This window comes from Acinetobacter sp. AR_0276 (assembly GCF_003000705.1).
Classification (GTDB): Bacteria; Pseudomonadota; Gammaproteobacteria; order Pseudomonadales; family Moraxellaceae; genus Acinetobacter; species Acinetobacter nosocomialis.
This window is the reverse complement of sequence record NZ_PSQO01000004.1, coordinates 432,461-445,144: the sequence shown is the minus strand read 5'-3', so window position 1 is coordinate 445,144 and position 12,684 is coordinate 432,461. Positions and strand designations below refer to the sequence as shown.

The 12,684-nt window shown below is 39.3% G+C and carries 12 protein-coding genes; 1 reads left to right on the top strand and 11 read right to left on the bottom strand.

Going from position 1 to position 12,684, the window contains the following annotated elements:
- Nucleotides 1–21 precede the first annotated feature (21 nt).
- The 11 genes from dnaB to ppsA form a co-directional block, all read right to left on the bottom strand.
- On the bottom strand, nucleotides 22–1,467 hold the full coding sequence (dnaB, locus tag CSB87_RS02950; protein ID WP_002049228.1) for a replicative DNA helicase: 1,446 nt from the start codon (nucleotides 1,465–1,467) through the stop codon (nucleotides 22–24).
- A gap of 202 nt (nucleotides 1,468–1,669) precedes the next feature.
- Nucleotides 1,670–2,116 (bottom strand): 50S ribosomal protein L9, encoded by a 447-nt coding sequence (rplI, locus tag CSB87_RS02945; protein WP_000382591.1) that lies wholly within the window; start codon nucleotides 2,114–2,116, stop codon nucleotides 1,670–1,672.
- A gap of 8 nt (nucleotides 2,117–2,124) precedes the next feature.
- On the bottom strand, nucleotides 2,125–2,352 hold the full coding sequence (rpsR, locus tag CSB87_RS02940) for a 30S ribosomal protein S18 (protein WP_000090661.1): 228 nt from the start codon (nucleotides 2,350–2,352) through the stop codon (nucleotides 2,125–2,127).
- A gap of 11 nt (nucleotides 2,353–2,363) precedes the next feature.
- Nucleotides 2,364–2,747: a 30S ribosomal protein S6 gene (rpsF, locus tag CSB87_RS02935; protein WP_002049107.1), complete on the bottom strand. Its 384-nt coding sequence runs from the start codon at nucleotides 2,745–2,747 to the stop codon at nucleotides 2,364–2,366.
- 181 nt (nucleotides 2,748–2,928) lie between these two features.
- The gene (gene cyoE / locus CSB87_RS02930; RefSeq protein ID WP_002049287.1) at nucleotides 2,929–3,807 is read right to left on the bottom strand and encodes a heme o synthase; all 879 of its coding nucleotides are present in this window, start codon (nucleotides 3,805–3,807) and stop codon (nucleotides 2,929–2,931) included.
- A 10-nt stretch (nucleotides 3,808–3,817) separates the two neighbouring features.
- A complete protein-coding gene (locus tag CSB87_RS02925; protein ID WP_000094534.1) occupies nucleotides 3,818–4,147 on the bottom strand; it encodes a cytochrome o ubiquinol oxidase subunit IV in 330 nt (109 codons plus the stop codon).
- Nucleotides 4,147–4,767 (bottom strand): cytochrome o ubiquinol oxidase subunit III, encoded by a 621-nt coding sequence (gene cyoC, locus CSB87_RS02920; protein WP_002049203.1) that lies wholly within the window; start codon nucleotides 4,765–4,767, stop codon nucleotides 4,147–4,149. Before cyoC ends, CSB87_RS02925 begins: the two co-directional genes overlap by 1 nt.
- A 4-nt stretch (nucleotides 4,768–4,771) precedes the next feature.
- Nucleotides 4,772–6,763 (bottom strand): cytochrome o ubiquinol oxidase subunit I, encoded by a 1,992-nt coding sequence (gene cyoB, locus CSB87_RS02915; protein ID WP_002049358.1) that lies wholly within the window; start codon nucleotides 6,761–6,763, stop codon nucleotides 4,772–4,774.
- A 3-nt stretch (nucleotides 6,764–6,766) separates the two neighbouring features.
- Nucleotides 6,767–7,819, bottom strand: coding sequence for a ubiquinol oxidase subunit II (cyoA, locus tag CSB87_RS02910; RefSeq protein ID WP_002049341.1), 1,053 nt, complete (start codon nucleotides 7,817–7,819; stop codon nucleotides 6,767–6,769).
- 315 nt (nucleotides 7,820–8,134) lie between these two features.
- Nucleotides 8,135–8,890: an RDD family protein gene (locus CSB87_RS02905; protein ID WP_002049111.1), complete on the bottom strand. Its 756-nt coding sequence runs from the start codon at nucleotides 8,888–8,890 to the stop codon at nucleotides 8,135–8,137.
- Between the two features lie 64 nt (nucleotides 8,891–8,954).
- Nucleotides 8,955–11,342, bottom strand: coding sequence for a phosphoenolpyruvate synthase (gene ppsA / locus CSB87_RS02900; protein ID WP_170318176.1), 2,388 nt, complete (start codon nucleotides 11,340–11,342; stop codon nucleotides 8,955–8,957).
- 147 nt (nucleotides 11,343–11,489) lie between these two features.
- Here ppsA and CSB87_RS02895 point away from each other — a divergent pair, with 147 nt between their 5' ends.
- Nucleotides 11,490–12,326 (top strand): pyruvate, water dikinase regulatory protein, encoded by an 837-nt coding sequence (locus tag CSB87_RS02895; protein WP_000004354.1) that lies wholly within the window; start codon nucleotides 11,490–11,492, stop codon nucleotides 12,324–12,326.
- Nucleotides 12,327–12,684: the final 358 nt, after the last annotated feature.

The following is a 12,684-nucleotide window of genomic DNA, read 5'->3' as shown; positions in this document are numbered from 1 at the left end:
CCTTTGGGCTAGAGATAGAGTTTATTCTTCATCATCATATTGGCTGTAATACTCAGGAGAGAGATTACTAAAACGAGTATATTGACCTTCAAAGGCAAGGCGAACAGTACCAATAGGGCCGTTACGCTGTTTACCAATGATAATTTCTGCGGTGCCTGCTTCTTTAGATTCTTTGTTATAGACTTCATCACGGTAAATGAACATGATTAAGTCGGCATCCTGTTCAATCGCACCCGATTCACGTAAGTCGGACATTACTGGGCGTTTATTTGGACGGTTTTCCAGACTTCGGTTAAGCTGGGAAAGTGCAATCACAGGACAGTGCATTTCTTTTGCCAAGGCTTTTAAGCTTCGTGAAATTTCCGAGATTTCGCCAACACGGTTATCACCCATACCCGGAACTTTCATCAATTGTAAATAATCGACCATGATACAGCCGATTTTACCATCATGCATTTTTGCAATACGTCTAGCTCGGGCACGAACCTCGGTTGGTGGTAAAGCTGACGAATCATCAATGTATAAATGCATTTGTTGAAGCTGCAAAATAGTACCAGTAACTTTAGTCCACTCATCTGCATCTAAATTACCTGAACGTAAATGTCCTTGGTGAACTTTACCCATTGCAGAGATTAGACGCATTGCAATTGAGTCAGCTGGCATCTCCATAGAGAATACGAGAGCAGGGAGTTTATTGTATTGCAAAACACTTTCAACCAAGTTCATGGCAAAGGTAGTTTTACCCATAGACGGACGTGCCGCGACAATAATTAAGTCTCCAGGTTGCATACCGGAAGTTTTATTATCGAGTTCTAAGAAGCCAGTAGTTAAACCAGTAATATTGCCATCGAGTTTTGAAAGTTCATCAAGTTTACTAATTACATCGGCTGTTACAGAGCTAATTGCTTTAGGGCCAGAATCTTTTTTATTGTTATTGTGCTGTTCAGCTAAAGAGAAAATACTGGTTTCGGCTAAATCTAAAATTTCACTAACACCACGCCCTTTTGTGTCATAAGCATTTTGTAAAATTTCAGTACTTACCTTGATCATACTGCGTAGTGTAGAGAATTCTTTAATTTTGGTTGCATAGGTTTCAAGGTTATAGAAACTTGAAGGTGAATCAGCCATAAGCTGCATTAAGTATTCTTCACCACCAATAGCATCAAGTAAGTTTTGTTTTAAAAGCCAGTCATTCACTAAGACCGCATCATAAGGTGAATTTTCCTGCGCTAATTTTTCAATTGCGCGGTAAATATATTTATGACGAGTGGCATAAAAATCATTTTCTTTGAGTAGGTCACTGATTTGTTCAAAAGATTCAGCAACGGTCATCAATGCAGCAAGCACTGCTTGTTCAATGGCTAAATTGTGTGGGGGAGTGCGAAACTCTTTAAGTTGGCCTGATTCACTCGTCTTATTTTCTGTTGGAGATGAAAGCGTTAAAGAAGTGGCATTCGCCTGAGACATAATTAGACCTGATGATAAAATGTGTGCACAAAAAAAGGGTTTTAAGCCGAGAACTATCTTAAAACAAAAATAAATAAACTACCTAATTAAAAAACCAATTAAACTGAAGAACTGATCAGGAATTAATATATCTAATTTTATTTCATAAATTTAAGAGATAAAAAAAGAGCATGCGTGAGCATGCTCTTTTTTTGATGAGAAATTACTCAGATACGATAGTAACGAGAACTTCTGCAACAACATCATGATGCAATTGGATTGCGATGTTGAATTCACCAGTGTGACGAAGCGCACCGTTTGGTAAACGAACTTCTGCACGGTCAACTGTAAGACCAGCATTCGTTAACGCGTCAGCGATGTCACGAGTACCGATAGAACCGAAGAGTTTACCTTCGTCACCAGCTTTAGCAGTGATAACGATGTTAACTTCATTCAATTGTTCAGCACGTGCTTGAGCAGCAGCTAATACTTCAGCTTCTTGCTTCTCAAGTTCAGCACGACGAGCTTCAAAAGCAGCAGTGTTAGCTTCAGTAGCTGCAACTGCTTTACCTTGAGGGATAAGAAAGTTACGGCCGTAACCAGCTTTAACTGATACTTTATCGCCTAATTTACCAAGGTTCTTAATGCGTTGTAATAAGATAACGTCCACAGATCACCTCACTTATGGTTGTCAGTGTACGGAATCAAAGACAAATAGCGAGCTTGTTTGATAGCAAGTGCTAATTGACGTTGATAACGAGCTTTAGTACCAGTGATACGGCTAGGAACAATCTTGCCGTTTTCAGTGATGTACTGTTTTAAAGTGTCGATATCTTTGTAGTCGATGTACGCAACATTCTCAGCTGTAAAGCGGCAGAACTTGCGACGACGGTAAAAACGTGCCATTGATGTTCTCCTTATTCAGCTTCTTGAGCAACTTGCTGTGCTTCTTCGCGTTGAGCTTTACGCGCACGCTTTTCTTCAGCACTCTTAGCAAGCAATGACTCTTCAGTGATTGCGTGTTCACGACGGATGATAAGGTTACGAATGATCGCGTCGTTATAACGGAATAATTCTTCTAACTCATCAAGCGTAGTTTGACCACATTCAACATTCATAAGAATGTAGTGCGCTTTGTGAATTTTGTTAATTGGGTAAGCCAATTGACGACGGCCCCAATCTTCTAAACGGTGAATTTGACCATCAGCTTCTTTGATCTGAGAGATATAGCGTTCAACCATACCTACAACTTGATCGCTTTGGTCTGGATGTACCAAAAGTACGATTTCGTAATGACGCATTGTCAGCTCCTTACGGTTTAAACAGCCCCTAAAAAATTAGAAGCAAGGAGTCATAGCTAAAATATAAATAGCTACGTCGCAAAAAATGCGAAGGCTGAATTATAGGTAAAAATTAGACTAAAAACAAATCTTTTGATAAGAAATATGAAAAGTTGTTTTTGAGGAGGAAATCCTCCCTTAATTAAAAGAGAGGAAGATTTGGAGCAGGGGATTGATAGGTAAAGCTAAAGCTCAAACTTAACAGGGTAATTAATATGACCGAGTAGAGGAAAAAACGTTTAGCCCAAAGTTGATCGTTTTCGGCTTTGAATCCAATAATCGATAAATAGAACCAGTATGCAGTTAAAGCATTAAAGGTAATTAAAAAGAATACATTGGTATAACCAAAACAATATAACCCATTCAAAACAGCTGCAAATAACAGGATATATATTACACATTCAATTTTCGTACGATAAATAGAACGTGCTACAGGCAAAATTGGAATTCCTGCATTTTTGTAATCATCAAAACGATAAATTGCAATTGCCCAAGAGTGGGGCATTTGCCATAAACCGTACGCTAAAAACAAAAGCAAGGCTGCCACATCAAATTGATGAGTTACCGCTGTATAACCAATAACAGGAGGACTCGCTCCGGAGATACTACCAATAACGGTTTGATGGATTGAGGTACGTTTGGTCCACAAGCTATAAAAACCGACATAGACAACAAAACCAATTACTGCAAACAAAAATGCGTAACCATTTACTCCAAACCACAAAATGCTAAAACCAATTACCCCAAGTACAAACGCATATATAAGCGCAACAGTAGGAGAGATAGTTTTTTTAACAAGTGCGCGGTTTTGAGTGCGCTGCATCTTTGTATCAATATCTTGATCAATAACATTATTGACGACACAACCTGAGGCAACGACTAACGTTGTTCCAATGAGAGTGAGCAATAATAATAAGATGTCTATAGAGCCTTGGGCGGCTAAGAAGAAGCCGCCCAAAGTGGTAACGAAATTACCGAAGAGAATTCCTGGTTTAGTCAGGAATAAATACTTTTTCAACATGACAATCAGTTTAGATCATCATATTGTAGTGAAGATAATTCATAATCCACACAGAACCGATTAACAGTACAGCGATACATAGGATCGTGTAGATAAATGCAATCATATTCCAACGTTGTTCAGATGATGTATTCATGTGTAAGAAGTACACAAGTTGTACAAGAACCTGAGCAACGGCAGTAATTGCAATCACTGTAACTAAAAGACCACGGCTGAAACCACCTGCCATCACCATCCCGAATGGGATGATGGTAAGGATAACAGATAGAATAAAACCTACAGTGTATTGCTTAAAGTTACCGTGTGACGCACCAGCAGCATTATGCTCATGACTACTCATTAGAGAACTCCCAGTAAGTAAACGACGCTGAATACACAGATCCAAACGATGTCAAGGAAGTGCCAGAACAAGCTTAAGCAAGCAAGACGACGTGTATTCGGTAAAGTCAAACCTTTAGTTTTGATTTGATACATCAATACCAACATCCACACTAAACCAGAAGTTACGTGGATACCGTGCGTACCAACCAAAGTAAAGAACGATGACAAGAATGCACTATGAGTTGGACCATGACCTTCCTCTACAAGGTGATGGAATTCATAGAGCTCCATACCGATGAAGGTTGCACCAAAAAGGAATGTAATAAATAACCAAGTAATAACTTGATTTACATTCTTTTTATAAGAGGCAAGTACAGCAAAACCGAAAGTTACCGATGAAATCAATAAGGCAAATGTTTCAGTTAACACGTAGCCTAATGAATTATGGAACAGGTCATATGCACTTGGAGTCCCTGCTGGAACATGACTGCTTAATACAGCGAACGCAATGAAGAGTGATCCGAAAAGAATCAAGTCACTCATCAAGTATGTCCAAAAACCAAAGACCGTTAAATCTGTATCATCATGTTCATGATGACCATCGTGGCCATGGTTGTCGTGATGAAGTACTTCAGCCATTTCCTTAGTCCTTCTTCAAGTGTTTTTCAAGTAAAGCATAGCGTTCGTTTTCAATACGCTCAACTTCAGCAGCTGGAACATAGTAATCAACATTCTTAGTGAATGAGCTTACGATCAAGCTAATAACAGCTGAAACGAATGAAACAACAACGAGCCACCAAATATGCCAGATAAGTGCAAAGCCAAGAAGTGTAATGAACATTGCAATGACAAAACCAGCAGCACGATCAGTCGGCATGTGGATGTCTTCATATTTAGTATTACGTGCGTATGCTACACCGTTTTCTTTGTCAGTCCAGAAACGGTCAATACCGCTACCATCTGGTTCATGCGCAAAGTTGTAGAATGGAGCAGGGGAAGAAGTAGCCCATTCAAGTGTACGAGCATCCCATGGATCGCCTGTGTGGTCCATGTTTTGGTGACGTTGTAAGAAACCAACGATGATTTGCATTAAGAAACATGCAATACCAATCGCAACAAGAACAGCACCAAATAATGCAATCGCAAGGTATGGATCCCATTCAGGGTTGTCATATGTATTCAAACGACGAGTCATACCCATGAAACCAAGGATATAAAGTGGCATGAATGCAAAATAGAAACCAAAGAACCAGAACCAGAATGCAGCTTTACCCCATGCTTCATTGAGCTTCCAACCAAACATTTTTGGCCAGTAGTAAATGATGCCGGCAAACATACCAAACACCACACCACCAATAATTACGTTATGGAAGTGAGCGATCAAGAATAATGAGTTGTGTACCAAGAAGTCCGCAGGAGGAACAGCCATAAGTACACCAGTTAAACCACCGATACCGAATGTTACAAGGAAGCCGAGCGTCCATAACATTGGAGTAGTAAAGGTGATGCGACCTTTATACATGGTGAATAACCAAGAGAAGATTTTCACACCAGTAGGAATCGCAATAACCATGGTCATGATACCGAAGAACGCGTTAACGTTCGCACCAGCACCCATGGTGAAGAAGTGGTGAAGCCATACAACGAATGCTAATACAGTAATTGCAATTGTTGCATACACCATAGACTTGTAACCGAACAACGCTTTACGAGAGAAGGTTGCAACGATTTCTGAGTATAAACCAAATGCTGGTAATACCAAGATATATACTTCAGGGTGACCCCATGTCCAGATCAAGTTCACATAAAGCATTGGGCTACCGCCAAGCTCATTTGTGAAGAAATGGAAGCCAAAGTAACGGTCTAATGTAAGCATTGCAAGCGTACCTGTTAATACAGGGAATGATGCAATGATTAATACTGCCGTACAAAGTGAAGTCCACGTGAAAATAGGCATGTCCATTAATTTCATGCCAGGTGCACGCATCTTGATGATGGTAACGAAGAAGTTAACACCGGATAAAAGCGTACCTAGACCAGAAACCTGAAGTGCCCAGATATAGTAGTCAACACCTACACCAGGAGAATATTGAATACCAGACAGAGGAGGGTAAGCCATCCAACCAGTCGCAGCAAATTCACCCAATACAAGTGAAAGCATCATTAAACCAGCAGCACCAGCGAATAACCAGAAGCTTAAAGAGTTCAATAATGGGAAAGCAACGTCACGAGCACCAATCTGTAAAGGAACAGAGATGTTCATCATACCTACAACGAGACCCATTGCTACGAAGAAGATCATGATTACACCGTGTGCGGTGAAGATCTGGTCGTAATGGTCAGGATGTAAATAACCTTCACCACCGCCTTTAGCGAGGAAAAGTTGTAAACGCATCATAATCGCATCGGCGAAACCACGCAAAAGCATGACGACAGATACGATGATATACATGATACCAATTTTTTTATGGTCTACAGTTGTAAACCATTCTTTCCACAAATATCCCCATTTTTTGAAATAGGTGATACCGCCAAGCACAGCAATTGCACCAAGTGCCATAAAGACCATGGTGACAAGTACGATTGGCTCTGTCGGGATAGAGTCCCAACCCAATTTACCAAAAATCATATCCATGTCTTATTCCCCTTGAGCAGCGTGTTCAGCTGCAGCATGAGTTTCTGCTGTTGCATGCCCAGCAGAGTGGTCAGCACCATGATAGTTACTCATATAATGGTTGATAACTGTTTCAAACAGTTTTGGTTCAACTGAAGAGTAATAAGTCACAGGGTGTGGCTTAGTCGGGAACGGTTTCATCGCTTCTGCTTTAGCAAGCGCTTCTTGATCACCAGCAGCTTTAGCACGATTGACTAAATGCTCGATTTGGTGCTTAGAACGATCGCCATCACGTAAGGTTGCCAATTCAGCTTGGTCAAGCGTAGCTTTTTGCACTGCTTCTGGATTAATAGTTGAACCATTACCAGCTTTAACTGCTGCTACCCATTCGTTGAATTGTTGCTCTGTAACGCTATGCGCTTTGAAACGCATTTGAGAGAAACCATAGCCTGAGTAGTTAGAAGAGAAACCACGATATACACCAGTTTCATTTGCTAACAAATGAAGGTGAGTTTGCATACCTGCCATCGCGTAAATCTGGCCACCTAACTGTGGAATGAAGAATGAGTTCATTGTGAAGTTAGACGTGATTTTGAAACTTAACGGAGTTTTTTCTGGGAAACGTACTTCGTTAACAGTCGCAATGTTTTGTTCAGGATAAATAAAAATCCACTTGAACTGTTCAGCAATAACCTGAATAGTTAAAGGTGCTTTATCTGATTCTAAAGGACGGTATGGGTCATACTTGTGGGAACCCCACCAAGTTAACCAAGCTAAAATACCAATAATAATGACAGGGATACCCCATACTACAACTTCAATTGCAGTTGAGTGTGCCCATGTAGGTTTATAGTCTGCATCTTTATTTGACGCACGATATTTCCAACCAAACCATAATGCCATGATGATTGAAGGAATCACCACGAGTAACATTAAATAGATCGCAGTCATCATAAGGTCACTTTGACCTTGACCAACTGGACCTTTAGAGTTTAGAAGTACCATATCACCACCACACCCAGTCAAAAGTGCGGCAAGCGTTGATAAAGACAATACAGCTAAAATCGTTTGTCTCATTTTACAACCTCGGTGAAGAGTCCCATTCCCTAATTAAATATGGGATAGCGATTAAAGTGTCGCATGATTGAGAACGCTAGTCTTAAAATTTAGACTTCTCAATGATGCGACACCGCTACGTTGTAGGGCATTATGCCTCATATCGACAAACTAAGCTACATGTAAAGCAGCTTGAAATAATTGTTTTAAAACCCGATTTTTTTTGTAGGGTATCGAATTATGATGGAGCTTTTATTTAAATATCAAATCTCTATAGAAAAAAGGAGGCGGGGCGCCTCCTTTTTTTTAGACATTAAATGAATCAGTCATTCACTGTCATTTGATCACTTTTGTTCTTGCAATTTTGTCATGTAAAGCCTGTCGCTTTTGTCCTAATGCAAAAGCATAGTCAATAATTGTACTAATTGGCATAAATAGTAAGTTTAATATAATGAAAACGATACTTCTGAGTAAGAAGATACGTGTTAGATTAACTTTACCATTAGTTTCAGCATCGACAATTTTAATTCCGACAATTTTTTTACCAATACTTTGCCCAAACTTGGTCAACAAAAATGCTTGAATAGCGAGCATTATTACTACATAAAGTAACATTGTATGCCACGCTTCCACTGGAATTAGTGTAAAAAGCTGCTGCTGAAGTTCAGCTGCTTTGGTTGATGCAACTTCAGCAGACTGCATCTGTTTTTGTAACTCAAAAAGTTGTTTATATTGAGCTTCGTTAAAGAAAAAAGACGGAATGGCTGCAATAGGTAACCAAAGTAATAAGTCAATAATTTTTGCAAGCGCACGAGATGAAATTGAAGCAAGCTCATGTGTCTTAGTCTCGACTCGAATTTGCTGGATAGTCTCGTTATAAGGCGTATTTGTATTTGCCGAAAAAGCAGAATAACCCGTAGGTTGATATACAAGTTTACCTTGGGTTAATTCTCCTAAAGCTTTCCATTCTGTCATGCCTTCATGCCAAGCTAAATCAGTAAGTAAAACTTGTTGGCTTGCCAACATCTGATTTAGTTGCTCTAAGGTATAAGGCCCAGCTTGTTGATTATTACGTGCCAAGTAAATTTGCATAAGTAAAAATTCTCTATTCTAAAGATGAAAAAAGACCCACGGATGGGTCTTTTTCTATAACAAATTAGATTTGCTTGATTTTTTCTTCAGCAAGGAAGAACCATGTATCTAAAACTGAGTCAGGGTTTAAAGACACTGATTCAATACCTTGTTCCATTAGCCATTTTGCAAGGTCAGGGTGGTCAGATGGTCCTTGACCGCAAATACCGACATATTTACCAGCTTTACGACAAGCATGAATTGCCATAGAAAGAAGAGCTTTTACAGCAGCATCGCGCTCATCGAATAAGTGAGAAACAATACCAGAGTCACGATCAAGACCAAGTGTTAATTGAGTTAAATCGTTAGAGCCGATAGAGAAACCATCGAAGTGTTCAAGGAATTGTTCAGCTAATAATGCGTTAGTTGGTAATTCACACATCATGATGACTTTTAAGCCATTCTCGCCGCGCTTCAAGCCATTTTGAGCCAGCAACTCAATCACGCGTTTTGCTTCAGATACTGTACGCACAAATGGAATCATGATTTGGATATTGGTTAAACCCATTTCATCACGAACTTTTTTAAGCGCGCGGCATTCAAGTTCGAAACAGTCACGGAAGTTGTCCGAAACGTAACGGCTTGCACCACGGAAACCAAGCATTGGGTTTTCTTCTTCTGGCTCGTATAACTTACCGCCAATAAGGTTTGCATATTCATTTGACTTAAAGTCAGACATACGAACAATGACTGGTTTGTCAGCAAAAGCAGCTGCAAGTGTTGCAATGCCTTCAACTAGTTTTTCAACATAGAATTCTACAGGTGATGCATAGCCAGCTGTACGTGTCATTACAGCAGCACGAGTTTCACGAGGTAAGCTTTCAATGTTAAGGAGGGCTTTAGGATGGACCCCAATCATTCGGTTAATAATGAACTCTAAACGAGCAAGACCAATACCTTCGTTTGGAATTTGAGCAAAGTCAAAGGCACGGTCAGGGTTGCCTACGTTCATCATGATCTTGAATGAAAGTTTAGGCATAGATTCAATAGAGTTACGCTGAACTTCAAAATCTAATGCACCTTCATAGATGAAACCAGTGTCACCTTCAGCACAAGAAACAGTAACTTCTTGACCATCAGTTAATACTTCAGTTGCGTTACCACAACCTACAATTGCTGGTACACCAAGTTCACGAGCAATAATTGCAGCATGACACGTACGACCACCACGGTTAGTGATGATAGCCGCAGCACGTTTCATTACTGGTTCCCAATCTGGGTCAGTCATGTCTGATACAAGTACGTCACCGTCTTGTACTTTGTCCATTTCTTTAATTGAGTTAACAATACGGACTTTACCAGAACCGATACGCTGCCCAATTGAACGGCCTTCACAAAGTACAGTACCTTTTTGCTTGAGTAGGTAACGTTCCATTGTGCCAACATTTTGGCGGCTTTTTACGGTTTCAGGACGAGCTTGAACAATATAGATTTGACCATCGTCACCATCTTTTGCCCATTCAATATCCATCGGAGCGCCATAATGTTGCTCAATAATAAGCGCTTGTTTAGCTAACTCTTGTAATTCATGATCATTTAATGCGAATTGTTGACGTTCTTGTTTTTCAACGTCGACAACAACCACAGACTTACCTGCTGAGCCTTCTTCACCATAAATCATTTTCTGGTGCTTAGAGCCAAGATTACGGCGTAATACCGCATGTTTTCCAGCATTTAATAATGGTTTAGAAAGGTAGAATTCATCAGGGTTAACCGCACCTTGCACAACCATTTCACCTAAACCGTAAGATGCAGTAATGAATACGACATCACGGAAACCAGACTCGGTATCTAGGGTAAACATTACACCCGCAGCGCCAGTTTCAGAACGGACCATACGTTGAACACCCGCAGATAATGCGACAACATCATGATCGAAGCCTTGGTGTACACGATAAGAAATAGCACGGTCATTATATAAAGAAGCAAATACTTCTTTGATGGCGATAAGTACGTTATCAATACCGCGAATATTCAAGAAAGTTTCTTGTTGACCCGCGAAAGATGCATCTGGTAAATCTTCAGCAGTTGCAGATGAACGAACGGCAACCGCGATATCAGGGTTGCCGTTAGAAAGTTCTGTAAAAGCGGCGCGAATTTCTTGTTCTAAGGTTGCAGTGAGTGGAGTCTCTACAATCCATTGACGAATTTTAGCGCCTGTTTCTGCAAGTGCATTTACGTCATCAACGTTAAGCTGTGCAAGTTCTGCTTGAATTCGAGCGTTAAGACCGCTTTGGTCTAAGAACTCACGATAGGCCTGTGCAGTTGTTGCAAAACCACCAGGTACCGATACACCAGCATTTGATAAATGGCTGATCATTTCACCCAAAGATGAGTTTTTCCCACCTACGAGTTCGACATCGTGTTTCCCTAATTTTTCTAGACCGATTACGCGCGCTTCCAAAGTTTTCACTCCACTTTTGCAGTATTAATGTCTATCTTGGCATGAAATTAAAAAAATAAAGTGCTTAGTTGAGAATTTTACTAAGCGACAGTCATGTAAGATCAGTTTACTATAAAGATTATATAGCACTAAGACAAATGTTTAAGGAGAATTTTAATGTCAGAAAGTAAACAATTTAAGCGGAGTGTTTTTTTTATTTCTGATGGAACTGCGATTACTGCCGAGACCCTTGGACATTCGTTATTAGCCCAATTTCCTAATGTAGATTTTGATATTCACATCATGCCTTATATTACAACTGAAGAGGCAGCAATGGCAGTTGTGGTTGAGATTAATAAATGTCAAACCAGAGATGGATGTTTACCATTAGTATTTGATACTTTAGTTGATCCGCATGTACGAGAAATTATTAATACGGCTAAAGCAGTTAATCTGGATGTGTTTGAAGGATTAATTAGTAAGCTAGAGCAGGAGCTCGGTACACCACCAACCACACTGGTTGGGCAAACACATGCGGTAACTGACTCTGAATATTATAAAGCCCGTATTGATGCTGTTCACTTTGCACTTGATAACGATGATGGGGCACGCACCCGACACTATGACAAAGCTGATTTAATTTTAATTGGTGTGTCTCGTTCCGGAAAAACTCCGACTTCTATTTATCTATCTTTACAGTTTGGTATTCGTGTTGCTAACTATCCTTTAACCGAAGAAGATTTAGATGATAACCGTTTACCAGCAGTATTAAGAGAACACCGTAGTAAGCTCTTTGGTTTAATGATTGATGCAGAACGTTTAGTGGCGATTCGAAGTGAGCGTAAAGCGAATAGTCGATACGCAAGTTTTAGCCAGTGCCAAATGGAATTAAGAGCGATTGAAGGTATTTATATTTCAGAAGGTATTAAATATTTAAATGTAACTGAAATGTCGATTGAAGAAATCTCTACTCGTATTTTACAAATGACTGGTTTAAAACGACGTATCGGTTAATTAAATCAAACATTTATTTAAACCATTCAATTTGAATAATATTAATATATTGGAATTGAATGGTTTTTATTTTTAATACATATTGAAAATAAAAGTTTTAAATATAAAACGCTAAGTTAATAAATAGTTTCTGATTAGTTATCAGCGTGTAAATTTTTTATAGGGAGTTTGTGAGATAAAATAAGCTTTTTGAAAAGAAATGTATATAAAATAATAATCTATATTTTAATAAATAGTTGTTTTTAATTATTTTTTAAATAAACAAATACTTTTTTTCTACACATTTTCCATTTGTTAACTCTATCGCTTGTTATTTAGTTATTGTGATGCAGTTCACATTTTTAACTATAATTTCCCA

Coding starts and splice junctions, on each gene's coding strand:
- CSB87_RS02895 (WP_000004354.1), top strand. CDS start 11,490: ATGTCAGAAAGTAAACAATTTAAGCGGAGTGTTTTTTTTATTTCTGAT.
- rpsR (WP_000090661.1), bottom strand. CDS start 2,352: ATGGCACGTTTTTACCGTCGTCGCAAGTTCTGCCGCTTTACAGCTGAG.
- cyoE (WP_002049287.1), bottom strand. CDS start 3,807: ATGTTGAAAAAGTATTTATTCCTGACTAAACCAGGAATTCTCTTCGGT.
- CSB87_RS02905 (WP_002049111.1), bottom strand. CDS start 8,890: ATGCAAATTTACTTGGCACGTAATAATCAACAAGCTGGGCCTTATACC.
- CSB87_RS02925 (WP_000094534.1), bottom strand. CDS start 4,147: ATGAGTAGTCATGAGCATAATGCTGCTGGTGCGTCACACGGTAACTTT.
- rpsF (WP_002049107.1), bottom strand. CDS start 2,747: ATGCGTCATTACGAAATCGTACTTTTGGTACATCCAGACCAAAGCGAT.
- cyoB (WP_002049358.1), bottom strand. CDS start 6,763: ATGGATATGATTTTTGGTAAATTGGGTTGGGACTCTATCCCGACAGAG.
- cyoA (WP_002049341.1), bottom strand. CDS start 7,819: ATGAGACAAACGATTTTAGCTGTATTGTCTTTATCAACGCTTGCCGCA.
- cyoC (WP_002049203.1), bottom strand. CDS start 4,767: ATGGCTGAAGTACTTCATCACGACAACCATGGCCACGATGGTCATCAT.
- dnaB (WP_002049228.1), bottom strand. CDS start 1,467: ATGTCTCAGGCGAATGCCACTTCTTTAACGCTTTCATCTCCAACAGAA.